Source organism: Rhodococcus sp. PvP016 (assembly GCF_017832185.1).
Lineage (GTDB): Bacteria > Actinomycetota > Actinomycetes > Mycobacteriales > Mycobacteriaceae > Rhodococcoides.
Map to the genome: position 1 here is coordinate 3,603,708 of NZ_JAFIBH010000001.1, position 24,891 is coordinate 3,628,598.

The following is a 24,891-nucleotide window of genomic DNA, read 5'->3' on the forward strand; positions in this document are numbered from 1 at the left end:
GACACCCGTCCGTGCGCCTTTTGCGCATCGTCAGATGCGCAAAAGGCGCACGGGGGCGAAGCCCACTAGAGCATGCAGCTGACGCAACCCTCCACCTCGGTCCCCTCGAGGGCCATCTGGCGCAGCCGGATGTAGTACAGCGTCTTGATTCCCTTGCGCCACGCGTAGATCTGCGCCTTGTTGATGTCGCGCGTGCTCGCCGTGTCCTTGAAGAACAGCGTGAGGGACAGGCCCTGGTCGACGTGCTGCGTCGCCGCCGCGTACGTGTCGATGATCTTCTCGTAGCCGATCTCGTACGCGTCCTGGTAGTACTCCAGGTTGTCGTTGGTCAGATACGGCGCCGGGTAGTAGACGCGGCCGATCTTGCCTTCCTTGCGGATCTCGATCTTCGACGCCACCGGGTGGATGGAGCTGGTGGAGTAGTTGATGTACGAGATGGAGCCGGTCGGCGGGACGGCCTGCAGGTTCTGGTTGTAGATGCCGTGCTGCTGCACCGACGCCTTCAACTCGACCCAGTCGTCCTGAGTCGGGATGCTGATTCCCGACTGGGAGAACAACTCTCGGACACGCGCGGTCTTGGGCTCCCAGGCGCGCTCGGTGTACTTGTCGAAGAACTCGCCCGACGCGTACTTCGACTGCGGGAAGCCGCCGAAGTAGCTGCCGCGCTCCTTCGCCAGCCGGTTCGAGGCCCGCAGAGCGTGGAACAGCACGGTGTAGAAGTAGATGTCGGTGAAGTCGACACCCTCCTCACTGCCGTAGTGGATGCGCTCACGAGCGAGGTAGCCGTGCAGGTTCATCTGGCCCAGGCCGATGGCGTGCGAGGTGTTGTTGCCCTGCTCGATGGACGGCACCGAGTAGATGTGGGTCTGGTCCGACACGGCCGTCAAGCCTCGGATGGCGACCTCGATGGTCTGCGCGAAGTCGGGCGAGTCCATGGTCTTCGCGATGTTCAGCGAACCCAGGTTGCACGAGATGTCCTTGCCCACATGGCTGTACGAGAGATCCTCGTTGAACGTGGACGGCGTGGAGACCTGCAGGATCTCCGAGCACAGGTTCGAGTGCGTGATCTTGCCCTCGATGGGATTGGCCCGGTTCACCGTGTCCTCGAACATGATGTACGGGTAGCCCGACTCGAACTGCAGCTCGGCGAGGGTCTGGAAGAACTCGCGCGCCTTGATCTTCGTCTTGCGGATGCGCGCGTCGTCGACCATCTCGTGGTACGTCTCGCTCACGTTCACGTCGGCGAAGGGCTTGCCGTAGATGCGCTCGACGTCGTACGGCGAGAAGAGGTACATGTCCTCGTTCTTCTTCGCCAGCTCGAACGTGATGTCCGGGATGACGATGCCGAGAGACAGCGTCTTGATGCGGATCTTCTCGTCGGCGTTCTCGCGCTTGGTGTCGAGGAACTTGTAGATGTCCGGGTGGTGCGCGTGCAGGTACACCGCGCCGGCACCCTGCCGCGCTCCGAGCTGGTTCGCGTACGAGAACGAGTCCTCGAGCAGCTTCATGATGGGGATGACGCCCGACGACTGGTTCTCGATGCGCTTGATCGGCGCACCGGATTCACGAATGTTGCTGAGCAGCAACGCGACTCCGCCACCGCGCTTGGACAGCTGCAGCGCCGAGTTGATGGAGCGACCGATGGACTCCATGTTGTCCTCGATACGCAGGAGGAAGCAGGAGACGGGCTCGCCGCGCTGCTTCTTGCCCGAGTTGAGGAACGTGGGGGTGGCCGGCTGGAAGCGGCCGGCGATGATCTCGTCGACCAGGTCGGTCGCGAGAGTCTCGTTGCCGGCGGCCAGCGTCAGCGCGACCATGCACACCCGGTCCTCGAAGCGCTCCAGGTAGCGCTTCCCGTCGAACGTCTTGAGTGTGTAGGACGTGTAGTACTTGAACGCACCCAGGAAGGTGGGGAACCGGAACTTCTTCGAGTAGGCGTGCTCGATCAGACCCTTGACGAAGGATCGCGAGTACTGGTCAAGAACCTCTGCCTCGTAGTAGTTCTCCTCCACGAGGTAGTCGAGCTTCTCGTCGAGGTTGTGGAAGAAGACCGTGTTCTGGTTGACGTGCTGCAGGAAGTACGCCCGCGCGGCGTCCCGGTCCTTCTCGAACTGGATCTCGCCGTTCGGCCCGTACAGGTTGAGCATCGCGTTCAGAGCGTGATAGTCGAGCTCCGAGTCGTCACGGCGCGACACGGCGGGAGACGAGTCGGTGATGGTCGGTGCCATGTGCGTACTCCTGAGATCGATGATGGGCGGTGCTGGTGCGGACGATCAGATGGTGCAGGTCGCGTCGAGCCGGTCCCAGAATTCGGCGAGTCCGGTGCGGACCCGCTCCACGTCCTCCGGGGTACCCATGACTTCGAAGCGATAGAGGAACGGGACCTGACATTTCGTCGAGACCACGTCCCCGGCGAAACAGTACGAATCGCCGAAGTTGGTGTTGCCCGCGGCGATGACGGCGCGGATGAGGGACCGGTTGTGCTCGTCGTTGAGGAACCGGATGACGGGCTTGGGGACGTAACTCGTGTCGCGCCCCAGCGCGGTGGTGCCGCCGCCGTAGGTCGGGAGGATCAGGACGTACGGACGGTCGATCTCCACGTCGTCACGGGGATAGCGGACGGGGATGCGCGTCGCGGGGATCTCGAGCTTCTCCACGAACCGGTGAGTGTTCTCCGAGACGCTCGAGAAGTAGACCAGCGATTCGGACACGATGCTCCATCCTCCGCCGATTCTGCGCACTTCTTCGACTGCTGCGACGGTGCGGACCGGGTGGGTCGGCCGTCAGCGGTGAGTCGGGAACTCACCCGAGCCGGCCTCCTCGACGGAAGGCGCGGCGGACGCGCTTCAGGCAGCGGCGGTGACGAGGGTCTTGATGCGGTCGGGGCGGAAGCCGGACCAGTGGTCCTCGCCTGCGACCACGACGGGTGCCTGCAGGTAACCGAGCGCCATGACGTAGTCACGTGCCTCGGGATCCTGCGAGATGTCGATGACGTCGTACTCGATGCCCTCTTTGTCGAGAGCGCGGTACGTGGCCTTGCACTGCACGCAGGCGGGCTTGGTGTAGACGGTGACGGTGGTGGCGCTCATGAATCCTCTTCTCCGCATCCTGTGTCCGGATGCGCTCGCTGTTCGCCCGAGAGCTGTCCTGCACTGCTGCTGTGGGATCGCACTGGAGAAAGCGAGACCCGCCGACTCTGCCGTGCACACCACTGACAACCTGTTCGAGAGACCGGGCCGGACCCGCATCCACCCCTCCGAAAAGGGAGTGATGCGGGCCTCGGGCCGTTGTGGCCTCTCGGTGTTCAAGACACTACACCTAGTGTCCGACAGTGCAAGGCAACACCACACTTTGTAATGACACTGGTGGAATTACCTGGTCGGACGCGGAAAACTCCGGCGTGTCGCGGCCCCTCGGGCGCGTCGCGAGACCACGCTGCGGACGGGCCCCCGAGCCTCAGGCGTCGACGAGCTTCGCGCGGGTGAGCGCCGTGACGACCTCGGCGATGTCCGCGGCGATCTGTGAGTTGTCACGGGGATGACCCCCGTCGATCGCGGCGACCACGCCACCGATGGCGAGGTCGACGTCGTCGAGCACGCTCGCACCCGCGATGCGCGCCGCCTTCTCCGTGTCCTCCTTGGCCCACCGGGCACCGTTCGAGCTCGGCGAGGAACTGATGACGGCGGTCGGCTTGGTGGAGATGGCGCCGCTGCCGTAGGGGCGGGAGAGCCAGTCGATGGCGTTCTTGAGGACTGCCGGGATGGTGCCGTTGTACTCGGGCGTGAGCAGCAACACGGCGTCCGCGTCCTGGACGGCCGCGCGCAGAGCGGTCACGGTGTCGAGCGAGGCGACCGACTCGGGGGTGTCGATGTCCTCGTTGTAGAACGGGAGGTCTCCCAGGCCCTCGTGGATGACGACCTCGACACCCTCGGGTGCGACGGACGTGGCGGTCTCGGCGAGACGACGGGTGATGGAGGCGGCGCGGAGGCTGCCGCGACGAGTGCGATGACGCGGCTCATGGGGGTGGGTCCTTTCGACGAAGTGTGTCCGTGATCTACAACCGGACCGTAGTCCACTTTCTTCCGTGACGCGCTATCCTGACGGTGTGACACATGCCCCTCTGCCGATGGCGGCCGACGACAGCGAGCGCTGCGACGCCGCACGCAACCGCCGTCTGCTCCTCGACGCCGCGATCGGGCTGGTCGACGAGCGCGGAGCGGACTCCGTCACCATGGACGCCGTGGCGGCCCGCGCAGGCGTGGGGAAGGGCACGGTGTTCCGTCGGTTCGGCAATCGTGCGGGTCTGATGTTCGCGCTTCTGGACCACACCGAGACCGAACTCCAACAGGCCTTCCTCTTCGGTCCTCCCCCTCTGGGCCCCGGTGCGCCACCGCTCGATCGACTCGTCGCGTTCGGCCGCGCCCGCCTCGACCTGGTCGCCGTGCAGGGCGAGGTGCTGCGGGCAGCCGAGAACTCGCCCGTCTCGCGCTTCTCCGCGCCCGCCCACGCGGTCGGCCTGACCCACGTGAGCACACTGCTGCGGCAGATCGGCGTGTCGGGCGACGTCACGTTGCTGGCCTACGCGCTGCTCGCCCCGCTCGAGGCCACTCTGGTGCTGCATCTGCAACGCGACGCCGGAATGACCACCGAGCGCCTCGCCGACGGCTGGGAAGACCTCGCCCGCCGCATCGCTTCCGCCTGACCTCAAACCAGCGCGAGGGTCCGCACCGCGGCGTCGGCCAGTGCCACGCCGTAGCTGCGGCCGTGACCGGCCGCGTGCACGGCGAGAGGATGCAGCTGATGCAGGGGCACCCGTTCCTCGGCGCCCGGAGCGAGCTCGTGCTGCTCCTGATAGCCGTCGAGAAGATGCTCGAGGTGCGGACAGCCGAAGAGAGACAGCATCGCGAGATCCGTCTCGCGGTGCCCGCCGTGCGCCGCGGGGTCGATGAGCGTCACGCCGCCGGGCGTCCAGAGCACGTTGCCGGTCCACAGGTCGCCGTGCAGACGCGCCGGAGGGTCGGTCGAGTCGAACGACCCGTCCGCGACGACGGAGCAGGCACGCTCCACGAGATCGGCCTCGTCCCGCGTGACCGTGCCGGCGTCGACCGCGACACGGAGATACGGCAGCACGCGTTCCTGCGCGTAGAACTCACCCCAGCGGTCGTGCTCCACCGACGACATGGTGCGCGATCCGATGAACAGCGTTCCGTCGAAACCCGCGGGCGGCGAGCCGAACCGGGGGGCACCGCTGTCGTGGGTGCGGGCGAGCAGCGCGCCGAATCGGCGAGCAGCGTCCGCTGTCGGCCGGACGGAGTCGAGGCGTTCGAGAACGATGTGGTCGGCCGCCACCTCGAGGACGTCGACCGTCGGCGCTCCCCCGTCCGCGAGCCACCGCAGACCCGCGGTCTCGGCGGCGAAGAAGTCGGGATGCGCGTCCTCACGCCGTTTGACGAACACCATCGTCAGCCGCCGGCGAAGGGCGGGAGGACATCGATCCGGGTACCGACGGGGTAGGCGTCGTCGCGGACCATCTCGTCACCGATGAGGAACACCGCCACGTCCAGCACACGATCCAACTTCTCCCCGTGGCGAGAACGCAGCGCCGACTTCACGTCCGCCACGGTCGCGCCGACCCTCAGGGCGTACGACTCCTCCGTGGTGCCCGCGGCGTCCGCGGCCCCCGCGAAGTACCGCACGTCCACGGTCACGGACTCAGCCACCGATGGCACCCATCGAGCGTTCCGGCGGCACGAAGTCCTCGCGTTCCATCCCGTGGCCGGCCCACTTGTTCCACATCGCTCCGCGCCAGAGGTCCGCGATCTCCTCGTCGGTCGCGCCCCCGCGCAACGCCACCCGCAGATCGGTCTCGGAATCGCTGAACAGGCAGGACCGCACGGTCCCCTCAGCCGTCAACCGGGTCCGATCGCAGTCGGCACAGAACGAGCGGGTGACCGAGGCGATGATGCCCACCGTGGCGGGGCCACCGTTCACGGTCCACTCCTCGGCGGGCGCGGACGGATCGGTGCGGCCGATCTCGGTGAGCGTGAACCGCTTCCCGAGCAGATCGAGCAGCTCGGCCGCCGAGACCATGGTCGAGCGCGCCCACTCCCGATCGGCGTCGAGCGGCATCTGCTCGATGAACCGCAGATCGACACCCCGGTCGAGGCACCACTGCACCAGGTCCTGAGCGCCGTGCAGAGTCTCGCGCATGAGAACGGCGTTGATCTTGACCGGCGTCAGACCTGCCGCCAGGGCCCCGTCGATTCCGCCGAGCACGGCGGGCAGACGGTCCCGCCGCGTCAACGAGGCGAAGTGCTTGCGGTCGATCGTGTCGAGCGAGACGTTGACTCGGGTCAGACCCGCCTCGCGCAGACGCTCCGCTCGGCGTTCGAGGCCGATTCCGTTGGTGGTCATCGACAGTTCGACACCGGGTGCGTGCCGGGCGGTCAGGGCGATGATGTCCACGATGTCCTTGCGGACCAACGGCTCACCACCGGTGAATCGCACCTCGCGCACGCCCAGCAGACGATCGGCGACGCCGACGAGGCGAGCGATCTCCTCCGCGGTGAGCAGTTGTTCGAACTCCAGGTTCGGCAACCCCTCGGCCGGCATGCAGTACGTGCATCGCAGCGAGCACTTCTCGGTGACCGAGATGCGCAAGTCCCGCGCGATGCGGCCGAAACTGTCCAGCAGGTGCGGAACGTCCGGACGGCCGACCATGGACGGTGCGCGGACGACACCGGGCAGGCTGGGAATTCCCATGCTCACCGTCGTCATCCGATCACCTCCATTCGCCGTTCACGTCAGTATGCCCGTTCGGGGCAACGGGAACCCGACCGTCCTCATTCCCGCTCTAGGATGACCGCATGGGCCATGCGCACACGACGTCGGCACGCTCGGTCGAGGATCACGCCGTTCGGATCGACGAGATGATCACCCGCGTGTGGTCCGCTCGCCCCCCGGAGACGGTTCCGCTCACCGATGCGCTCGGCCGCGTGACGCACGCGGACATCGAGGCCCTCATCGACGTTCCGAACTTCCGGAACTCTCAGATGGACGGATACGCGGTCGACGCCGAATCGGTTGCGGACGTGCCCGTCACACTGCCGGTCACCGGTGTTCTCGCCGCCGGCGACGCCGGGGACGAGCGGCATCGGTCGGGCACGGCACGCAAGATCATGACCGGCGCTCCGGTACCCGAGGGCGCCGACGCGGTGATCCCCGTCGAGGACACCGAGGTGGACGGGGACGGTGTCCGAATCCTCGGCTCACGACGCTCGGGTGAGTACGTGCGGGAGCAGGGCAGCGACATCGCGGCGGGGTCGGTCGTCGTCCCGGCCGGCACGACGCTCGGCCCTCGTCATCTCGGCGCTCTCACGGCCGTCGGCCGGTCCGACGTCACCGTCCGCCCCCGACTGCGGGTCGCGGTCATCGCGACCGGTGCCGAACTCGTCGAGGCGGGCAGCGCACTGGGACCCGGTCAGCTGTACGACTCGAACGGTCTCACGCTCGCGTCCTCGGTGGTCGCGGACGGCGCCGTGGTGACGTTCCGCGGCCGCAGCACCGATACCGCCGACGAGTTCTCCGCGATGCTGTCCGAGGCCGCCGAGAACGCTGACGTGATCATCACGTCGGGGGGTGTGTCGATGGGCGACTTCGAGGTGGTCCGGGACGTTCTCGGGCCCCGCGGGGGGACCTTCACGCACGTCGCGATGCAGCCCGGTGGGCCGCAGGGGTGGACCGACCTCGACGGCACCCCGGTGATCAGCTTCCCCGGAAATCCCGTGAGCACCCTGGTGTCCTACCTCGTCTTCGCCCGTCCGGCGATCCGGAGGCTCTCGGGCCTTCCCGACGCGGGGACCACCGAGCGCATCGCCGACGAGACCGTTCGATCCCTCCCCGGACGTCGCCAGTTCCTGCGGGGCCGACTCACGGAGACCGGCGTCGTGGTGTCGTCCGGACCGGGGTCGCACCTGGTGGTGTCGATGGCCGCCGCCGATGTCCTGGTCGACGTCCCCGCGGACACCGTCGAGGTACCCGCCGGCAACAGTGTGCGAGTGTGGCCGCTGTGAACGATTCATCCGCTGCGCACTCGTCCGAGAGTCCCTCAGCAGGGCTCTCGCACCTGGACTCCGACGGCCGGGCCCGCATGGTCGACGTCAGCGGGAAGAGCGAGACCACGCGCACCGCGGTCGCCGCCGGGTCCTTGCGGACGACTCCGGACGTGATCGCCCTGGTGCGTGCCGACGGCATGCCGAAGGCCGACGTCCTGTCGACCGCGCGCATCGCCGGCATCGCCGGCGCGAAGCGGACGTCCGACCTCATTCCGCTGTGCCATCCGCTGCCGCTGTCCTCGGTCGCGGTGTCCTTCGGCTTCACCGACGACACGATCACGATCGAGGCCACCGCCGTCACGACCGGGCGGACGGGCGTCGAGATGGAAGCACTGACGGCGGTGTCGATCGCCGGGCTCACGCTGCACGACATGGTCAAGGCCGTGGATCCGGCAGCGTCGATCGAGTCGGTGCGCCTGATCCGCAAGGAGGGTGGCAAGCGCGGCGTGTGGACGCGAGACGACCACCACCCCGACACCCCCTCCGCAGCAACGCCTCTCGGCGATCGCACGGCGGTCGTCGTCGTCGCGTCCACCGGCGGCGCAGCCGGGACGCGCGAGGACACCACGGGACCGCGCATCGTGTCCTGGCTCGGTGACCGCGGTTTCGAGGTCCGGGGGCCTCTCGTCGTGGCAGACGCCGACGTGGCCGCGGGCTTACGGGACGCCCTCACCGGCGGACCCGCCCTGATCATCAGCACCGGAGGCACGGGCGTCTCCCCCACCGACGCCACACCCGACGCCACCCGGCCACTGCTCGACCGCGAACTACCCGGCGTCGCGGAGGAGATCCGGCGTACGGGACTGGCCGCCACCGTGCACGCCTCGATCAGCCGCGGGCTGGTGGGCGTCGCCGGGAGGACGGTGATAGTGAACCTGCCCGGATCACCCGGCGGAGTGAAGGACGGACTGACGGTGCTGGATCCGATCGTGGACCATCTCGTTGCCCAGGTACGCGGAGGCGGTGCTCACGAATGACAACGGTTCTCGCCCGGATCTCGAGCGATCCGATCGATCCTGCGGAGGTCTCCGACGCCGTCTCGGGTCCCGAACACGGTGCCGTGCTGGTGTTCTGGGGAGTCGTCCGCGACCACGATCACGGCGAGTCGGTGTCGGCGCTCGAGTACCGAGCCCACCCGGACGCGGAGAAGTTCCTGCGTCGCTGCTGCGAGGACGCGGCCGCGTCATCCGGCCTGCCGACGGCGGCCGTGCATCGCGTCGGCGACCTGACCATCGGTGACACCGCTCTCGTCGCGGCGGTCGCGTCTCCCCACCGCGCCGAGGCGTTCGCAGCGCTGCAGGCGTTGGTCGATCGCATCAAGACCGAGGTGCCGATCTGGAAGCGCCAGCAGTTCCCCGGCGGCACCAGCGAGTGGGTGGGTCTCTAACGGTCGCCGGTGCGCAGGAACCTGTGCACCACGAGTGACTCTGCGTCGGTCGCACTCTCGGTGCGGATCATCGCTTCGATCCGGGCACGCGCCGCCGCGACGTCGAGTCCCGAGCCGATGAAGACCAGTGCGGTGTCTCCGCGAGACGAGGCGGTCTCGACGTCGATGTGGACGCCGACCGTCTGGACCACGAATCGCGCCGCGCCACGGCCGAATCGGACGAACCCCTTGGATCGGTACAGCCCCGGCGGCGGGTTCTCGAGGAACTCGAAGAATGCCCGCGGATCGAGGCAGTCGCCGGTCTCGACGCTGAACGTCTCGTAGCTCGTGTGCAGGTGGTCGTGGGGGTCGTCCTGCTCCCGCAACAGATCGTCGAGGGCGAGTTGCCGGGGCCCGTCGTCGGGGCGCTCCGGCGGATCGAGAAGGAGCGACACGTCCACGGCTCCGCGCGACGTCACCACCGTCGGGGCAGCGGGAGCCGCGTCGCGCACCAGCGTGAGCACCTCGTCGATGCGTCCGGGTTCCACCGCATCCGCTTTGTTCACCACCACCAGGTCGGCGAGACCGAGATGCTGTGCGAGGTGCTGGTGCCGAGCCGTCGACTCGAGCACGTGCAGGGCATCCGCGACCATCACCATGCCGCCGTACCGGATCCGGGAGTCGGTGCTCGCGACGACCATCCTGATGAGAGCACGTGGCTCCGCCACACCACTGGCCTCGACGACGATCGCGTCGACGGCGGCACTGGTCGCAGTGAGGGCCCCGAACATCTCGTCGAGATCCTCGGTGTCGACGGCGCAGCACAGACACCCGTTGCCCAGGGTGATCATCGAGTCGACCTGCCCGGCGACCAGCATCGAGTCGATGTCCACGGCGCCGAAGTCGTTGACCACCACACCGATTCGAATGCCATGATTGCGGCGAAGGAGATGATTGAGCAACGTCGTCTTGCCGGATCCGAGGTACCCGGCGACGAGGACGACCGGAACAGCGCTGCGAGACACCGCGTCAGGGTACGTCAGCCGGCCTCCGGCCTTCCCGCCCTACCGACCGGCCTCCGGCCTTCCCGCCCTACCGACCGGCCTCCGGCCTTCCCGCCCTACCGACCGGCCTCCGGCCTTCCCGCCACGAAATCGACGATCCCGGTCGCGATCGCCGCCGCGTGCGACGCACGACCCTCGGGACTCTCGAGCTCGGCGGCATCCGAGGGGTTCGACCCGTTGCCCATCTCGAGGAAGACGACGGGGACGGTCGTGAGAGCGGGGGCGGCCACGTCGGATCGCACCTGCAGCCCGTCCACCCCCGCATAGTTCGCCGGTGTGTAGCCGGCTCGCTCGTACGCGTCTCGCATGGCGGTGGACGCACGCCGTCCCTCACCGGCCTGCACCTCGTCGACGTCGGCGGACGGCACCGGCAGCGCCGGCACGATGACGTGGAATCCGTGATGCGCGTCGTCGGCGCGGAGTGAGGTGGAGTCGGCGTGAACACTCACCGCCACCGCGGCGCCCGATGCACTCGCCGCCCGCGCACGGTCGGTGATGCACCCACCCCATCCCGTGTCGTCCGGCCGGCTCAGCACGATCTCGGCACCCAGACTCTCGAGGCGCGAAGCCACCAGTTGCGAGACCTCCCAGACGATGGTGTGTTCCGGCGTTCCGCCGAGCGCCGTCATCCCGCTCGTCTGGCAGTCCTTCGTACCGCCCCGTCCGTCGTCCACCTGCGCTGCGAGGTTCTCCCCGTGACGCGTTCCCTGGTGTCCGGGATCGAGGAAGACCACGGTGCCCGCGAGCGGTGCGTCCGGTGTGACCGGGACCGCCGCAGCCCCGGGCGGAACCGCCACGGAGACCAGTGCGACCGCGAGGATCGAGACACCACAGTCTCGCGCAACCGACGATCGCATACGCCCCACTTTCCACCTCGGCGCACGCGCGCCGACACGATTTTCTCGCGATCGCCAAGAATGGCACCGCGAATTGGTTGAACGTGTGATGATCGGTAGCCGTCCGTGACCCCGTCGTGACCGTTCGCGAGTTCGGACGGCGTGAATCGCGATATCCGTGCACAATGGCTCCGCATCCCGAGAAAATGACGTGTTATCGCGCGCCCCCGACCGAATTGGAAGGGCGGTTCACACGGTATGGTCTCGGCAAAACGTGATTAACCGAGCTCAGCGACGAAAGCAGAAGACATGGCGAAGAAGGTCGTTGTTCAGCTGGTCGACGACATCGACAGAACTCCTCTCGAGGAGGACGGCGAACACATCACGTTCGCCGTCGACGGCACGCACTACGAGATCGATCTCGGGCCCGAGAATGCCGCCGAGTTCCGACGTGTTCTGGGCTATTACATCGAGCACGCGGCGAAGGTGTCGGCCGCGACGCACAGCGGACGACGCAGCACGAAGCCGATGGGACGACGCAGTCCCGAACAGACCAGGGCCGTGCGCGAATGGGCTGTGGACGCGGGATTCACGGTGTCGAGCCGCGGGCGCATTCCCTCCGAGGTGCAGAGCGCGTACGACGCAGCGCACTGACACCACATCACACGTGAAAGGCCCCGTACCTGACCGGTACGGGGCCTTTCACGTGTCTGCCTACTTCGGTGGAGCTGTCACTCGGTGGAGCTGTCACTCGGTGGAGCTGTTATTCGGTGGAGCTAAGGGGACTCGAACCCCTGACCCCCACACTGCCAGTGTGGTGCGCTACCAGCTGCGCCATAGCCCCGTGCTCTTCTGACCGTGAGAAACAGTGTTCCGCACCGCTCGAAGAACGCTCGACCGAAGTTACACCATCGGTTCGACGAGGTCCAAATCAGCGTCAGCCGAGATCGGACACCCAGGCGGAGTTGGTGGTGGTGTCGACGATCGCGCCGTCCACGATGACGGTGGGAGTGCCTCGCGCGCCGGCGGCTGCGAGCGCCGCGCTGCCCGTCGCAGCGTCGGTGGCGGCGTCCGCCACTCGGGTTCCGTCGGTGATGCACTGCGCCGCCTCGGCAGGCGCTCCCGCCTCCGTGGCGCGAGCGGCGAGCTCGTCGGCGGTGTGGTCCGCGCTGCCCTTCTCCTCCGGCTGGAAGTCCGGCGAGAACAGGGCCGAGTGGAATGCGGAGTAGGCGGGCCCGTCGCCCGTGGCGGCGACGCACTGCGATGCGGCGGCCGCACGGGTGCTGTAGTCACCGCTGGGCGACAACTGATTCAGGAAGTCGAGCATGTGATAGCGCACCGCGATGGTGCCGTCGTCGATCTTCTGCGCGAGTTCCTGGCCGTAGGTGTTCTCCAACTCGGCGCAGTACGGGCACATCGCGTCCTCGTAGATGTCGACCGTGCGTGTCGCCTCCGGGAGACCCAGCCGCACCACGCCGTCGTCGTCGACCGAGGAGGTGACCGCCGCATTCTGCACGGACCCGTATCCGTCGGCGCGCGGCTGGCTGCGGGAATTCTGCCACAACACGCCGCCGATGACGACGGCCGCGATGACCAGGAGAGCCAGACCGCCCAGAACATAGGTCGACGTGCTCGACGACTTCTGCGGCGTGTACTTGCTCGACGATTTCGATGACGACGATTTCGAGGCATTCACGCGAATACTGTGTCACGCGCGACTGACAGTGTGCTGAGAACGTGATGTCAGGTATGCCAATGCTTGCTGGTAGAGACGTTCCGGCGCGCGTACATTCGCCCCGTGACCCACATCGAGCCCCGTGATCCACAGGCGTCCGCCGTGCCCGCCGAGGGGGCACCCGGCCTGCCCCACGACATCGATCACACACACGCCGACGTCTCCGGAGGCTGGCTCCGGGCCGCCACGTTCGGGGCCATGGACGGACTGGTGACCAACACCTCGCTCATCGCAGGTGTCGGCGGTGCGGGCGTCTCGACGCACACGCTGGTCCTCAGCGGCATCGCCGGCCTCGTCGCGGGAGCGTTCTCGATGGCACTCGGCGAGTTCACGTCCGTGTCCACGCAGAACGAGCAGATCGATGCCGAGGTGACCACCGAGCGCGCCGCGTTCACGAAGTACCCGGAGGCCGAACAGGCGGAGTTGGTGGGCATGCTCACCGACATGGGAATGTCGACCGAGACGGCCACGGTCGCCGCGCGCGAGATCCACACGGACGCCGATCGTGCGGTGGATCTGCACATCTCGCGGGAGTTGGGTGTCGACCCCACCGAGAAGCCGTCACCGTGGGTCGCGGCCGGATCGTCCTTCGTCCTGTTCTCGATCGGCGCGATCATTCCGCTCGTCCCGTTCCTGCTGGGATCGGATGTCCTCGCCCTCGGGCTCGCGTTCGGCGCCGTGGGTCTCATGATCGCGGGCGCGCTCGCCGCGCACTTCACCTCGCGGTCGACCGTCGTCGGAGCGCTCCGCCAACTGCTGTTCGGTTCACTCGCCGTCGCGGCGACCTATGCCGTCGGATCCCTCATCGGTGTCGGCACCGCCTGAGTCGCCGCCCGGATCGATCGTCACCGCGGTGGGCCTCGCGGTCAGCGACACCCGCCCGGACCGCGTGTCGGGTACCACCATCCAGCCCACGGCGGCGATCAGCAGGATGGCACCCGAGGTCCCGAACGCGGCCGCGTAGGACAGTTCCGTCACGAGTACACCGGCGACCAACGGCCCGATGACCGAGCCCACGTCCATGGCCATCTGGAACGCGGCGAGGACGGGACCTCCGCGGGCCCGGGAGCCGATCATGTCGGCCACCGCCGCCTGCTGGGTCGGCGTGATCAGCCCGGACCCGAGCCCGGCGACGAAGGTGATCACGAGGAACACCTCCGTCGATCCCGAGATGCCCATGGTCGCGGTTGACGCGCCGCACAGCAGCAGCCCGGCGACGAGGAACGGCTTGCGCCCGTACCGATCGGACCATCGCCCCGCCGGCACCAACACCACCGCATTGCCCACCGCGAACACCGCGAGGGCCACGGCGGCCATCGAATCGCTGCGTCCGAGCGCGGCGACGACGAACAGCGGCACGATCGCCGTGCGCACGCCGAACACCGCCCACCCGTTGGCGAAGTTGGACAGCAGTGCCGACCGGTAGGTGGGCGAGCGCACGGCGTCGGCGAACCGCAGCACGACCGCCGCGTCCCGGTCGGCGTCGGTGGTCGCGGCGGGCGTTCGCAGGCCCACCGCGACGACGGCGGCGGCCGCGACCAGCGTCACGGCGTAGAAGACGAACGGCGCCCGTAGACCTCCGACACCGAGCACGATGCCGCCCACGAACGGGCCCAGGACGGTGCCGGCCAGAAAGCTCGACGCGTACATGCCGGAGACGCGCCCGCGGCGATCGGGCGGGGCGATCCGGATGAGCAGCCCCAGCGCGGACACGGTGAACATCGTCGACCCGATGCCGCCGAGCGACCGGAAGAGCAGGAGTTGCCAGTACGTCTGGGCCAGAGCACACAACCCGGTCGACACTGCGACGACCACGAGACCGGTGAGGTAGACCCGCCGCTCGCCGATGCGCTGCACCAGCGATCCGCTGGCGGGCGCGAAGATCAGACGTGTCGCCGCGAAGGCACTGATGATGACGGTGACCGCGAACTCGTCCACCCCGAAGGCGAGCGCGAACCCCGGCAGCGCGGGCGCGACGATGCCGAAGCCGAGTGCGATGACGAACGCGGCCGAGACGAGAATCCAGATGTCGCGGGTGGGATCGGGCGCGGTCCCCCGCGTCCCGGCACCGGCCCCTGCTGCGGCGCTCACTCCCCGGTCAGGACGGACGACACGAGATCGCGTGCGGCGCTCTGCACCTCGGCGAGGTGCTCCGTGCCGCGGAAGGACTCGGCGTAGATCTTGTAGACGTCCTCCGTACCCGACGGCCGAGCGGCGAACCAGGCGCTGTCCGTGGTGACCTTGAGTCCGCCCAGAGCCGCCCCGTTGCCGGGAGCCGAGGTGAGCGTGGCGGTGATGTCCTCCCCCGCCAGGGTGGTCGCGGTGACCTGCTCCGCCGACAGCTTCGCCAACACGGCCTTCTGCTCGCGCGTCGCGGGCGCGTCGGTGCGTGCGTAGGAAGGATCACCGAACTGCTCGGTGAGCTCCCGGTAGCGCATGGACGGTGTCTTTCCGGTCACCGCGGTGATCTCGGAGGCGAGCAGGGCCAGGATGATGCCGTCCTTGTCGGTGGTCCAGACAGATCCGTCCGTCCGCAGGAACGAGGCTCCGGCGCTCTCCTCGCCGCCGAACCCGATCTCACCGGAGACGAGACCCGGCACGAACCACTTGAACCCCACGGGCACCTCGAGCAGGGTGCGGCCGAGCGAGGCCACGACGCGGTCGATCATCGAGGAACTGACGAGGGTCTTGCCGACCGCCGCCTCGGCGGGCCATCCCGGCCGGTGCGAGAATAGATAGTCGATCGCCACCGCGAGGTAGTGGTTCGGGTTCATCAGTCCGCCGTCGGGGGTGACGATGCCGTGCCGGTCCGCATCGGCGTCGTTGCCCGTCGACACGTCGTAGTCGTGGCGGGCCCCGATCAACGACGCCATCGCGTTGGGCGACGAGCAGTCCATCCGGATCTTGCCGTCGGTGTCCAGGGTCATGAACCGCCACGTCGCGTCGACGAGCGGGTTGACGACGGTCAGATCGAGCCGGTGCCGCTCGGCGATGGCCGCCCAGTAGTCGACGCTCGCGCCGCCCAGCGGATCGGCGCCGATGCGCACACCCGCGGACCGGATGGCGTCGATGTCGACGACCGACGGAAGATCGTCCACGTAGGTGGTGAGGAAGTCGTACTTCTGCACGGAGCCGGCCAGCGCAGACGCGAGTGACACGCGCTTCACGGACGACACACCGGAGCGCAGGATCTCGTTGGCGCGCGCCGCGATCACGGAGGTGGCGTCGCTGTCGGCGGGTCCACCGTTCGGCGGGTTGTACTTGAAACCGCCGTCGCGCGGCGGGTTGTGGGACGGCGTGACGACGATGCCGTCTGCGAGCGCCGACGGACCCGAGGCGTTGTGACGCAGGATCGCGTGGCTCACCGCCGGGGTCGGCGTGTAGCGGTCTGCCGAATCTACAAGCACCGCAACGCCGTTGGCGGCGAGGACTTCCACGGCGGTGACCCATGCGGGCTCGGAGAGCGCGTGGGTGTCTCGACCGAGGAACAGCGGCCCCGTGGTGCCCTGCGCGGCCCGGTACTCCACGATGGCCTGTGTCGTGGCCACGATGTGGTCCTCGTTGAAGGCGCCGTCCAGGGACGATCCACGATGTCCGGAGGTACCGAAGACCACCTGCTGATCGGGATTCTCGACGTCCGGCTTCACGCTGTAGTAGGCCGTCACCAGGTGCGACAGATCGACCAGATCCGATGCCTGTGCCCGTTGTCCCGCTCGCTCGTGAGCCACTCGGGTCCTCCTGTGTCGATTGTGTACCCCCGCCCCGAGAAGCCTAGTGGGCGAGCAACGACCGCGGACCACGACTGTCGGATCGGGACCCCGACCGCGCCCACGGACGTTCAGAGATCGGCGGACGTTCAGAGATCGGCGGACGTTCAGAGATCAGGCAGCGCCGAGAACTCGGCGATCGCGATGACGTCCTCGAGGGCGTTCGCGAGAACGCGCAGTCGGCGTCCGACCGTCTCCGCCGCGAGCACCTTGGCGCGATCGGACGAGCCGAGCGGCAGGGACGACGCGAACTCCCAGACCTCGGCGACGGAGCGCGTTCCGTCCGCGTCGACACGCGGCGCCTCGGGTGTCGGCAGATCCCGCGAGCGTGCGATGCCGGTCAGGATCTCGAACAGCCGGTCGGTGCGCTCCTGCACGAGGTCGTACACCTCGTCCAGCGACTCGTCGCCCGCCGGGAGATCGGGCCAGGCGGTGACGCGCGCCCGCGGGTACGGATCGTCCGGCAGCCACTCCAGCACGCGGATCCGATCGACTCCGCGGCACTCGAGCACGAAGCGTCCGTCCGGTGTGGGGAGGGCGCGGTCGATCCGGGTCGACACTGCGGCCACGCCGCGCACGTCCCCGCCGCCGACCTCGTGGCCCCGCTCGATGAGCGCCACCCCGAAGTGCGACTCGGTGTCCAGGCAGTGCTGCACCATCGCGCGGTACCGGGGCTCGAACACGTGCAACGGCACGTCGTCCCCCGGCAGTACCACCGAACCGAGCGGGAACATCGGGAGCTCGTAGATGTCGTCGGACCGGGCGTGCATGTCGTCGTCCACACCACCAGCATGCACTCACCGCGACCACCGCGGCAGAACCCGACGACACGAGTGTGGTGCAACTCCCCCGCCCGTCCGGTGTCGGTGGCCCGGCTACTGGGTAAGGATGCGTCCATGAGCACTCCGGTTCGCGCCGCTTCCCGCACCACTGGACCCCGGACGTTCGCGGTCTGGGCACCCACACCCGAGCGGGTCCGACTGCACCTCGACGGTGACCTGCACCCGATGACCGAGAAGGACGGGTGGTGGACGACCGAGGTGCCCGCCGCCGACGGTGCCCGGTACGGCTTCGTCCTGGACGACGACGATGCGGTGATCCCGGATCCGCGCTCACCGCGGCAGCCGGACGGCGTGCACGAGGCGTCGGCGCTGTACTCCGCGGACACCTTCGCGTGGACCGACGACGCGTGGACGGGTCGCCCGCTGGCGGGCGGCGTGCTGTACGAGCTGCACATCGGTACCTTCACCGCGGAGGGGACGTTCGACGCGGCGATCGAGCGACTCGATCACCTCGTCGACCTCGGCGTGACCTTCGTGGAGGTCATGCCCGTCAACGGCTTCAACGGGACACACAACTGGGGGTACGACGGCGTCCTCTGGTACACCGTCCACGAGGGCTACGGCGGCCCGGAAGGTTTCCAGCGGTTCGTCGACGCCTGCCACGCCCGTGGGCTGGCCGTCACACTCGACGTGGTCTACAACCACCTGGGTCCGTCGGGCAACTACCTCGAGAAGTTCGGTCCGTACATGTCGGAGGGTGCGAACTCCTGGGGACAGACGGTCAACGTGGCCGGCGCGGAGTCGGACACGGTGCGGCGCTACATCATCGACAACGCACTGCGATGGTTCGAGCAGTTCCACGTGGACGCGCTCCGTCTCGATGCGGTGCACGCTTTGGCCGACACCACGGCCACCCACATCCTCGAGCAGCTCGCCGTGGAGACCGAGGCTCTGGCGGCGCACGTCGGTCGACCCCTGAGCCTGATCGCGGAGAGTGACCTCAACGACCCGACGCTCATCACCCCCCGAGCGGGCGGCGGCTACGGTCTCACTGCCCAGTGGGACGACGACGTCCACCACGCCGTGCACGCAGCGGTGTCCGGCGAACGCCAGGGCTACTTCGGTGACTTCGGCTCGATGCAGTGCCTCGCGACCACCATCACGCAGGGCTTCTTCCACGCCGGGACGTACTCGACCTTCCGTGGCCGCGTGCACGGTCGGCCCCTGGACCGACGGGTGCTCCCGGCGAGCTCGCTCGTCGCGTACACCACGACGCACGATCAGGTGGGCAACCGCGCCATCGGCGATCGTCCCGGCTTCTCACTCACGCCGGGGCAGCTGGCGGTCAAGGCGGCGCTGATCCTGTTGTCCCCCTTCACCCCGATGCTGTTCATGGGTGAGGAGTTCGACGCGTCCACCCCGTTCCAGTTCTTCACCTCCCATCCCGAACCCGAGCTGGGTGAGGCCACCGCGAAGGGACGCAAGGCCGAGTTCGCGTCCCACGGGTGGGACAGCGAGGACATCCCCGATCCGCAGGATCCCGCGACGTTCGAGAACTCGAAGCTGAACTGGGACGAGGTCACCGAGGGTGATCACGCCCGCGTACTCGACTGCTACCGAGCGCTTCTGGCGTTGCGTGCCCAGCGCACCGAGATCACGAACCCGTGGTCGACCGGCGTGCACGTCGACTACGACGAGGACGCCCGATGGATCGTGATCCATCGGGCGCACCCCACCGCGGGCCGGGGCCTGAGCATCGCGTGCAACCTCAGCGACTCGCCGGTGACCGTGCCGGTGGGCGGCACGCCGCTGCTGTGGTGGGACGAGCCGACGCCGAACGCGACCGCGTCGGCGACGACCGTCCCTGGTCACTCCTTCGTCGTGCTGGAGTGAGTTCCGCTGGAGTGACTTTCCGGCTCGGCTCGCGCGTCGCCGGCGTCCGAGCCACGTAGAGCCAGAGCCACGAGGAGAGCGTTGGCGGCGAGCACGATCGCGGTGGCCACCGCCGCGACGTGCATCCCGTCGACGAACGCGGCGCCGGCCGAACTGGTCAGAGCGTCACCGAGATCAGCCGGTAGCGTCCGCGCGAGCGAGACCGCCTCGCCGATGGTCTCGCGGGCACCCGACGCGGTGTCCGGGTCGAGCGCCGACGTGTCGATACCGCCGCGGAACACGGCCATCACCACCGAACCGAGCAACGCGACGCCGAGGGCGATCCCGAGTTCGTACGCCGTCTCGGAGATCGCGGACGCTGCGCCGGCGCGCGGCGCGGGAACCGAGGCGACCACCAGATCCGACGTCAGCGTCAGCGCGAGTCCCGCGCCGACACCGACCAGGACGAACGACGCCATGAACACGGCGATGCCGTCGGTCTGACCGAGACGCGTCAGCAACAGTGCCCCCGCCGCGGAGACCGCGAGTCCCACGGCGAGAACGGTGCCCGACTCCCAGCGGCGTACGAGATGTGCGGCGGCGAGCGACGCGACGATGCTCGTCGCCGTTCCTGGCAGCATGATCAGACCGGCCTCCAGCGGGGAGGTGCCGAGAACCGACTGCAGGTACTGCGAGCCGAAGAACAGCACTCCCGCCAGCGCGAAGACGGACAGCAGGTTCGTCGCGACAGCCGTCGAGAAGCGACGCTGCGCGAACAGCGTCAGGTCGATCATCGGGGCGGCGAGTCGGCCCTGCCGGCGGACGAAGACGGTGCCCGCGGCCAGACCGACCAGCGCGACCGGAATCATCGACGGGTGCGGCCCGTGGGCTGCGGTCTCCTTGATCGCGTAGACGACGGGAACGATCGCCAGGATCGACAGCGCGGCACTGGGTACGTCGAATCGGCCGGGTTCCGGGTCCTTGGACTCGGGGATGGTGAACGGACCCACGACGACCAGCGCGATCATGATCGGCACGTTGATCAGAAAGACCGAGCCCCACCAGAAGTGCTCGAGAAGCCATCCGCCCACCAGAGGACCCGCCGCCGCGCCGCCGCCGGCCATGGCACCCCAGACACCGATCGCGAGCGTGCGTTCACGCCGCACCTGGAACATCGTGCGAATCAGGCCCAGGGTGGCGGGCATCAACGTGGCACCCGAGATGCCCTGCAGCACACGAGCCGCGATCATCATCGCGGGGTCGACAGCGAAAGCGGCGAGTACCGAGGACAGACCGAAGCCGACCGCACCGATCAGGAGCAACCGCCGTCGTCCGATGCGGTCGCCGACCGTGCCCATGGTGACCAGCAGGCCGGCGAGGACGAACGAGTAGACGTCGATGATCCACAGCAGCTCGGTGCTGCTCGGGCGGAGATCCGCACTGAGGAACGGCAGCGCGATGTCGAGGACGGTGCCGTCGACGGCGATGAGCATCACGGCACCGGCCAGCACCACCAGACCGAGCCAGTCACGGCGGGTGGCGCCGGCCGGTACGAGATCGTCGGGATTCGGCTGCACGGACGCCGCCGGAGACACGGACACGAGACACCTCTTTCGTTTACCGTCCGGACGGTACAGTCAACGGACACCGACAGCGTAGCAACAACCGTCCGGCCGGTACAGTGCGTGTCATGGCAGCCGACACACGCGACCGCATCCTGGACGCCCTCGAGACGCTGCTCCTCGACGACGGCGCGGACAAGGCCACCCTCGAGGCGGTGGCCTCTCGGGCGGGCGTCTCGAAAGGTGGTCTGCTGTACCACTTTCCCAGCAAGGACGCGATGATGGCCGCGCTGGTGCGTCGCCTCGGTGAACGATCCGACGTCCAACGCGTCGAGGCGGAGGCCGCCGGCACCTCGCTGGCCCAGTGGTATCTCCAACCACCGGACGCCTCGTCCGCCGAGGAGGTGGCGCTCTACCGCTCCACTCTCGCCGCGCTGCGCAGCATCGACGGCAGACCCGGCGAGGTGCAGCAGGCCGTCATCGACGTCATGGGCATGTGGGACCGCGCGCTGCAGCGCGAGGTGACCGATCCGGTGCAGGCCGAGATCGTGCGGCTGGTGGGCGACGGCATCTACCTCGCCGCGCTGCTCGGCCTCCCCCACACGCCACCCGACCTGCACCGCGACGTGGTCGCACGGCTCCTCTGTGGCGGTTCGAGCACTGTCGACCCGAGCGGTCGGGGGTCGGCGGGATGACTCAGGTCAGGTAGCGGTACGCGGGCGACCCGGGCTCGAGATGCTCGACGTGCATCGGCGAGGTCTCCATCCGCTCGAGGAGGGACGACAGGCCCCCGGCCGAGCCGAGCTCGATACCGACCAGCGCGGCACCCGTCTCGCGGTTGTTGCGCTTGACGTACTCGAACAGCGTCACGTCGTCGTCCGGACCGAGAACGACGTCGAGGAACGTGCGCAGTGCGCCCGGCTCCTGCGGGAAGTCGACGAGGAAGTAATGCTTGAGCCCCTTGTGCACGAGCGAACGTTCGAGGATCTCCCCGTAGCGCGAGACGTCGTTGTTACCGCCCGAGATCAAGCACACGACGGAGGATCCGGCCGGGATGTCGATCTGCGACAGCGCGGCCACCGACAGTGCTCCGGCAGGTTCGGCGATGATGCCCTCGCTCTGGTACAGATCCAGCATCGCGGTGCAGATGGCACCCTCGTCCACCTGCGTGACCACCACCGACCCGCGTCCGTCGTGGCCGGCGCCGACCGTCACCGAGGCGTGCGAGGCGACGGTCGCGCCGAGCGACGACACCACCCGGTACGGGAGATCGCCGATCCGGCGCACGGCGGCGCCGTCGACGAACGGGTCGATCTCGTCGAGTGTGACGGGGCCACCGGCCATGAGCGCCGCCGCCATGGATGCGGCGCCGGTGGGCTCCGCACCGACGACGGAGGTGTTCGGCGACCGCTCGGCGAGGTACGCCGACATGCCCGTCATGCACCCACCGCCGCCCACCGCGACCACGACGACGTCCGGAGCGGCACCGAGCTGCTCCAGGATCTCTGCGGCGATGGTGCCCTGTCCCGCCACGGTTCTCGGGTCGTCGAACGGCGGCACGATGGTGGCACCGGTGGTGCGGACGTCGGCGAGGGCGGCCGCCGCGGCCGCATCGAAGGTGGAGCCGACGCTGATGACCTGCACCATGTCGCCGCCGTGGAAGGCGATGCGATCGCGCTTCTGCTTCGGGGTGTTCGTCGGTACGTAGATGCGACCGCGGATACCGAGTGCCCGGCACGCGAACGCGACACCCTGCGCGTGATTGCCGGCGCTCGCCGCCACGACACCGACCGCGCGCTCGTCGTCGTCGAGTTGCAGCATCAGGTTGTACGCGCCGCGCAACTTGTACGAGCGCACGCGCTGGAGATCCTCGCGCTTGAGGTGGATCCGCGCACCCGTCTGCTCGGACAACCGCTCGCAGTACTCGAGCGGGGTCCGGGTGGCCACGTCCCGCAGCCGGACGGCCGCGGCATCGATGTCGTCTGCGGTCGGCGCAGCGGCGTCGGTACGGCTCGTCGTCTCGGTCACACGGACATGCTGCCACGGTGGTGCGACGACCACCGACCCACCCTCACCTGCGGAGCGGCCGCCGGCGGGGGTGACGAATCGGCGCTCAGGCCCGCTCGAGCACGAAGACCGGGATCTCGCGGTCGGTCTTCTTCTGGTAGTCCGCGTAGTCGGGGTAAGCCGCGACCGCACGCTCCCACCACTGCGCCTTCTCCTCGCCGTGCACCTCGCGCGCGACCATGTCCCACTTCTCGGTCTTGTCCCGCAGTTCCACGTTGGGGTTCGCGAGCACGTTGAAGTACCAGACGGGGTGCTTGGGCGCCCCGCCGAGCGAGGCGACGGCGGCATACGCACCGTCGTGCTCGACGCGCATCAGAGGGGTCCGACGGAGCTTGCCCGTCTTGTTCCCGATGGTCGTGAGGAGGATGACGGGCATCCCCCGCATCTCGGTGCCCTCGGTCCCACCCGAGCTCTCGTACAGATCGGCCTGATCGGCGGCCCAGGTGGACGGACTCGGCTCGTACTCTCCGTGCAGCGGCATGATCCCAGTACACACACCTCGGCGGTCTCGGGCAACCATCCACACGATGATCAGCAGGTTTCGGTCGCCCGAACTTCGATGTACGTGTAGCCTGGGGACCAACGCACGGCACACGGAACACGAATGGTTCGGGAGGCGAGTATGACCCCGGTCGACCTGCAGTTCACACGCCCGCGGCACTCGACGAGCGTTCGTACCGTGGATGTGGCCGGCACCGACTGGCCGCTCTACAAGCTCGAGAGCATCATGGTCGCCGTCATCCTCTTCGCCGCTCTCGCACTGACCGTGAGCATGCAGACCGCCGTCCTCACCTCCGCCGCCGTCGGCGTGACGGTGTGGTGGGCCCTCGGCGCGACCGAGCGGTTCCGCACCCGACACTGATCACGTACAGACGCCGACGGGGCGCCCACTCGATGTGGGCGCCCCGTCGGCGTTCGCGTGGTCCGGACGCGGATCAGGAACCGAACGGCAGGACACCGGGGGCCAGGTAGAGCCCGCTGCTCCCAGCGGCGACGCCTCCGACGAAGTCGAGCACGGCGTTGATGAAGTTGGTGATCATGGGGTCGTCCCTCTCGGTCGAGTTCGGTTGACGACCCGACGGTACCGTCCGTTCCTGTGAACCGTCACGATCTCGTCTGGTACGTCGGCTACGGCTCGAACACTCTGCCCGCACGCCTCGACGCCTATCTGGGCGGCTCCGCGGCCGACAGCAGATTCGGGGCACACGCCGCCCCTCGGACACTCTCACCTCCGCGCGAGCACCGATGGATCACCGTGCCGCACGCGGTGTACTTCGCCGGCGTCTCGGCTCGGTGGACCGGAGCGTCCGCATTCCTCTCGCTCGCGCTCTCCCCCGACTCCATCGCCCGCGCCTACCTCCTGGAGTGGTCCGCCCTCGACCACATCGCGACCGTGGAGAACGCGCAGACGGAGCAGACACTCGATGTCCGCGCCTCCGTGCCGACACGACCGGGAGCGTGGTCGCTGCTCCCCGTCGAGGTGTCCTCCGAGCCGCACCGCGGCAAGTACGACGCGGCGCTGCGCCTGAACGACATCGACGGCGTCCCGGCCCTGACTCTGACGTCGAGCCACGTTCGAGAACCCGGAGTGCCGGCCGACGGCTACCGCGACGTCATCGCGGAGGGCTTGCGGGACAACCCGTTCGGCGTCGATCCCGATGCCTACCTCGCGGCGGCCGTCGAGCGGTCGGCGTTCGTCAGGCGGTGAGGCAGCATCAGGCGTCGA

26 protein-coding genes and 1 tRNA gene are annotated in these 24,891 nt (G+C 68.4%); 10 read left to right on the forward strand and 17 right to left on the reverse strand.

All coding sequences use genetic code 11. The annotated features are described in order from the left end of the window. Positions 1–65 precede the first annotated feature (65 nt). From nrdE to JOE30_RS16780, 4 genes are all read right to left on the reverse strand, one after another. Positions 66–2,228, reverse strand: coding sequence for a class 1b ribonucleoside-diphosphate reductase subunit alpha (gene nrdE, locus JOE30_RS16765; RefSeq protein ID WP_027507046.1), 2,163 nt, complete (start codon positions 2,226–2,228; stop codon positions 66–68). A 45-nt stretch (positions 2,229–2,273) separates the two neighbouring features. Beyond that, positions 2,274–2,711, reverse strand: coding sequence for a class Ib ribonucleoside-diphosphate reductase assembly flavoprotein NrdI (nrdI, locus tag JOE30_RS16770; RefSeq protein WP_204868018.1), 438 nt, complete (start codon positions 2,709–2,711; stop codon positions 2,274–2,276). A gap of 135 nt (positions 2,712–2,846) precedes the next feature. Beyond that, the gene (locus JOE30_RS16775; RefSeq protein ID WP_027507048.1) at positions 2,847–3,089 is read right to left on the reverse strand and encodes a redoxin NrdH; all 243 of its coding nucleotides are present in this window, start codon (positions 3,087–3,089) and stop codon (positions 2,847–2,849) included. Positions 3,090–3,456: 367 nt separating this feature from the next. Next, entirely contained in the window at positions 3,457–3,972 is a 516-nt protein-coding gene (locus tag JOE30_RS16780) for an NAD(P)H-dependent oxidoreductase (protein ID WP_209993117.1), read from the reverse strand. A gap of 133 nt (positions 3,973–4,105) precedes the next feature. On the opposite strand from JOE30_RS16780, the gene JOE30_RS16785 reads away from it, so the two are divergent. Beyond that, positions 4,106–4,702: a TetR/AcrR family transcriptional regulator gene (locus JOE30_RS16785; RefSeq protein ID WP_204868020.1), complete on the forward strand. Its 597-nt coding sequence runs from the start codon at positions 4,106–4,108 to the stop codon at positions 4,700–4,702. A gap of 2 nt (positions 4,703–4,704) precedes the next feature. Here the strand turns inward: JOE30_RS16785 and JOE30_RS16790 are convergent, their stop codons facing one another. Genes JOE30_RS16790 through moaA form a run of 3 tightly spaced genes read right to left on the reverse strand, consistent with a single transcriptional unit; the run spans position 4,705 to position 6,777 of the window. Beyond that, positions 4,705–5,460 carry a fructosamine kinase family protein gene (locus JOE30_RS16790; RefSeq protein ID WP_204868021.1) on the reverse strand — a complete coding sequence of 252 codons (756 nt, stop codon included), beginning with the start codon at positions 5,458–5,460 and terminating at the stop codon, positions 4,705–4,707. 2 nt (positions 5,461–5,462) lie between these two features. Next, on the reverse strand, positions 5,463–5,720 hold the full coding sequence (locus tag JOE30_RS16795; protein WP_307806208.1) for a MoaD/ThiS family protein: 258 nt from the start codon (positions 5,718–5,720) through the stop codon (positions 5,463–5,465). Further along, on the reverse strand, positions 5,713–6,777 hold the full coding sequence (gene moaA, locus JOE30_RS16800) for a GTP 3',8-cyclase MoaA (protein ID WP_204868024.1): 1,065 nt from the start codon (positions 6,775–6,777) through the stop codon (positions 5,713–5,715). Before moaA ends, JOE30_RS16795 begins: the two co-directional genes overlap by 8 nt. A gap of 89 nt (positions 6,778–6,866) precedes the next feature. Between moaA and glp the strand changes: the two genes are divergently transcribed. Genes glp through JOE30_RS16815 form a run of 3 tightly spaced genes read left to right on the forward strand, consistent with a single transcriptional unit; the run spans position 6,867 to position 9,501 of the window. After that, on the forward strand, positions 6,867–8,072 hold the full coding sequence (gene glp / locus JOE30_RS16805) for a gephyrin-like molybdotransferase Glp (protein ID WP_204868026.1): 1,206 nt from the start codon (positions 6,867–6,869) through the stop codon (positions 8,070–8,072). Next, the gene (gene moaCB, locus JOE30_RS16810; RefSeq protein ID WP_307806209.1) at positions 8,069–9,091 is read left to right on the forward strand and encodes a bifunctional molybdenum cofactor biosynthesis protein MoaC/MoaB; all 1,023 of its coding nucleotides are present in this window, start codon (positions 8,069–8,071) and stop codon (positions 9,089–9,091) included. Before glp ends, moaCB begins: the two co-directional genes overlap by 4 nt. Further along, entirely contained in the window at positions 9,088–9,501 is a 414-nt protein-coding gene (locus JOE30_RS16815) for a molybdenum cofactor biosynthesis protein MoaE (protein ID WP_204868029.1), read from the forward strand. Before moaCB ends, JOE30_RS16815 begins: the two co-directional genes overlap by 4 nt. On the opposite strand, the gene JOE30_RS16820 is transcribed toward JOE30_RS16815, so the two are convergent. Together JOE30_RS16820 and JOE30_RS16825 are read right to left on the reverse strand one after the other, a co-directional pair. After that, positions 9,498–10,505, reverse strand: a complete 1,008-nt coding sequence (locus tag JOE30_RS16820; RefSeq protein WP_204868031.1) for a GTP-binding protein — start codon at positions 10,503–10,505, stop codon at positions 9,498–9,500. The genes JOE30_RS16815 and JOE30_RS16820 overlap by 4 nt on opposite strands. Positions 10,506–10,600: 95 nt before the next feature. Continuing rightward, positions 10,601–11,401 carry an N-acetylmuramoyl-L-alanine amidase gene (locus JOE30_RS16825; protein WP_204868034.1) on the reverse strand — a complete coding sequence of 267 codons (801 nt, stop codon included), beginning with the start codon at positions 11,399–11,401 and terminating at the stop codon, positions 10,601–10,603. A gap of 288 nt (positions 11,402–11,689) precedes the next feature. Between JOE30_RS16825 and JOE30_RS16830 the strand changes: the two genes are divergently transcribed. Beyond that, entirely contained in the window at positions 11,690–12,034 is a 345-nt protein-coding gene (locus tag JOE30_RS16830; protein ID WP_204868036.1) for an Lsr2 family protein, read from the forward strand. Between the two features lie 117 nt (positions 12,035–12,151). Here the strand turns inward: JOE30_RS16830 and JOE30_RS16835 are convergent. Next, positions 12,152–12,224, reverse strand: a tRNA-Ala gene (locus tag JOE30_RS16835). Between the two features lie 93 nt (positions 12,225–12,317). Beyond that, positions 12,318–13,076, reverse strand: coding sequence for a thioredoxin domain-containing protein (locus JOE30_RS16840; RefSeq protein ID WP_204868038.1), 759 nt, complete (start codon positions 13,074–13,076; stop codon positions 12,318–12,320). A 111-nt stretch (positions 13,077–13,187) separates the two neighbouring features. Here JOE30_RS16840 and JOE30_RS16845 point away from each other — a divergent pair, with 111 nt between their 5' ends. Beyond that, complete coding sequence (locus tag JOE30_RS16845) at positions 13,188–13,940, forward strand: VIT1/CCC1 transporter family protein (protein ID WP_307806307.1); 753 nt, start codon at positions 13,188–13,190, stop codon at positions 13,938–13,940. On the opposite strand, the gene JOE30_RS16850 is transcribed toward JOE30_RS16845, so the two are convergent. From JOE30_RS16850 to JOE30_RS16860, 3 genes are all read right to left on the reverse strand, one after another. After that, complete coding sequence (locus tag JOE30_RS16850) at positions 13,881–15,206, reverse strand: MFS transporter (RefSeq protein WP_204868040.1); 1,326 nt, start codon at positions 15,204–15,206, stop codon at positions 13,881–13,883. The two genes, JOE30_RS16845 and JOE30_RS16850, sit on opposite strands and share 60 nt — an antisense overlap. Beyond that, a complete protein-coding gene (pgm, locus tag JOE30_RS16855) occupies positions 15,203–16,843 on the reverse strand; it encodes a phosphoglucomutase (alpha-D-glucose-1,6-bisphosphate-dependent) (RefSeq protein WP_204868042.1) in 1,641 nt (546 codons plus the stop codon). The genes JOE30_RS16850 and pgm overlap by 4 nt, the downstream gene beginning before the upstream one ends. A gap of 146 nt (positions 16,844–16,989) precedes the next feature. After that, positions 16,990–17,664 (reverse strand): LON peptidase substrate-binding domain-containing protein, encoded by a 675-nt coding sequence (locus tag JOE30_RS16860; RefSeq protein WP_204868045.1) that lies wholly within the window; start codon positions 17,662–17,664, stop codon positions 16,990–16,992. Positions 17,665–17,778: 114 nt separating this feature from the next. On the opposite strand from JOE30_RS16860, the gene treZ reads away from it, so the two are divergent. Next, positions 17,779–19,557 (forward strand): malto-oligosyltrehalose trehalohydrolase, encoded by a 1,779-nt coding sequence (gene treZ, locus JOE30_RS16865; protein ID WP_204868047.1) that lies wholly within the window; start codon positions 17,779–17,781, stop codon positions 19,555–19,557. Here treZ and JOE30_RS16870 read toward each other — a convergent pair. Beyond that, the gene (locus JOE30_RS16870; RefSeq protein WP_307806210.1) at positions 19,533–21,137 is read right to left on the reverse strand and encodes an MFS transporter; all 1,605 of its coding nucleotides are present in this window, start codon (positions 21,135–21,137) and stop codon (positions 19,533–19,535) included. The genes treZ and JOE30_RS16870 overlap by 25 nt on opposite strands. A gap of 89 nt (positions 21,138–21,226) precedes the next feature. Between JOE30_RS16870 and JOE30_RS16875 the strand changes: the two genes are divergently transcribed. Next, the gene (locus tag JOE30_RS16875) at positions 21,227–21,793 is read left to right on the forward strand and encodes a TetR/AcrR family transcriptional regulator (protein ID WP_204868049.1); all 567 of its coding nucleotides are present in this window, start codon (positions 21,227–21,229) and stop codon (positions 21,791–21,793) included. Between the two features lies 1 nt (position 21,794). On the opposite strand, the gene ilvA is transcribed toward JOE30_RS16875, so the two are convergent. After that, positions 21,795–23,126 carry a threonine ammonia-lyase IlvA gene (ilvA, locus tag JOE30_RS16880; protein WP_204868052.1) on the reverse strand — a complete coding sequence of 444 codons (1,332 nt, stop codon included), beginning with the start codon at positions 23,124–23,126 and terminating at the stop codon, positions 21,795–21,797. Positions 23,127–23,211: 85 nt separating this feature from the next. Continuing rightward, positions 23,212–23,646: a nitroreductase family deazaflavin-dependent oxidoreductase gene (locus JOE30_RS16885; RefSeq protein ID WP_204868054.1), complete on the reverse strand. Its 435-nt coding sequence runs from the start codon at positions 23,644–23,646 to the stop codon at positions 23,212–23,214. Positions 23,647–23,787: 141 nt separating this feature from the next. On the opposite strand from JOE30_RS16885, the gene JOE30_RS16890 reads away from it, so the two are divergent. After that, the gene (locus JOE30_RS16890) at positions 23,788–24,027 is read left to right on the forward strand and encodes a hypothetical protein (RefSeq protein WP_204868057.1); all 240 of its coding nucleotides are present in this window, start codon (positions 23,788–23,790) and stop codon (positions 24,025–24,027) included. 234 nt (positions 24,028–24,261) lie between these two features. Next, positions 24,262–24,873, forward strand: a complete 612-nt coding sequence (locus JOE30_RS16895) for a hypothetical protein (protein ID WP_204868059.1) — start codon at positions 24,262–24,264, stop codon at positions 24,871–24,873. The last annotated feature ends 18 nt before the right edge of the window (positions 24,874–24,891 follow it).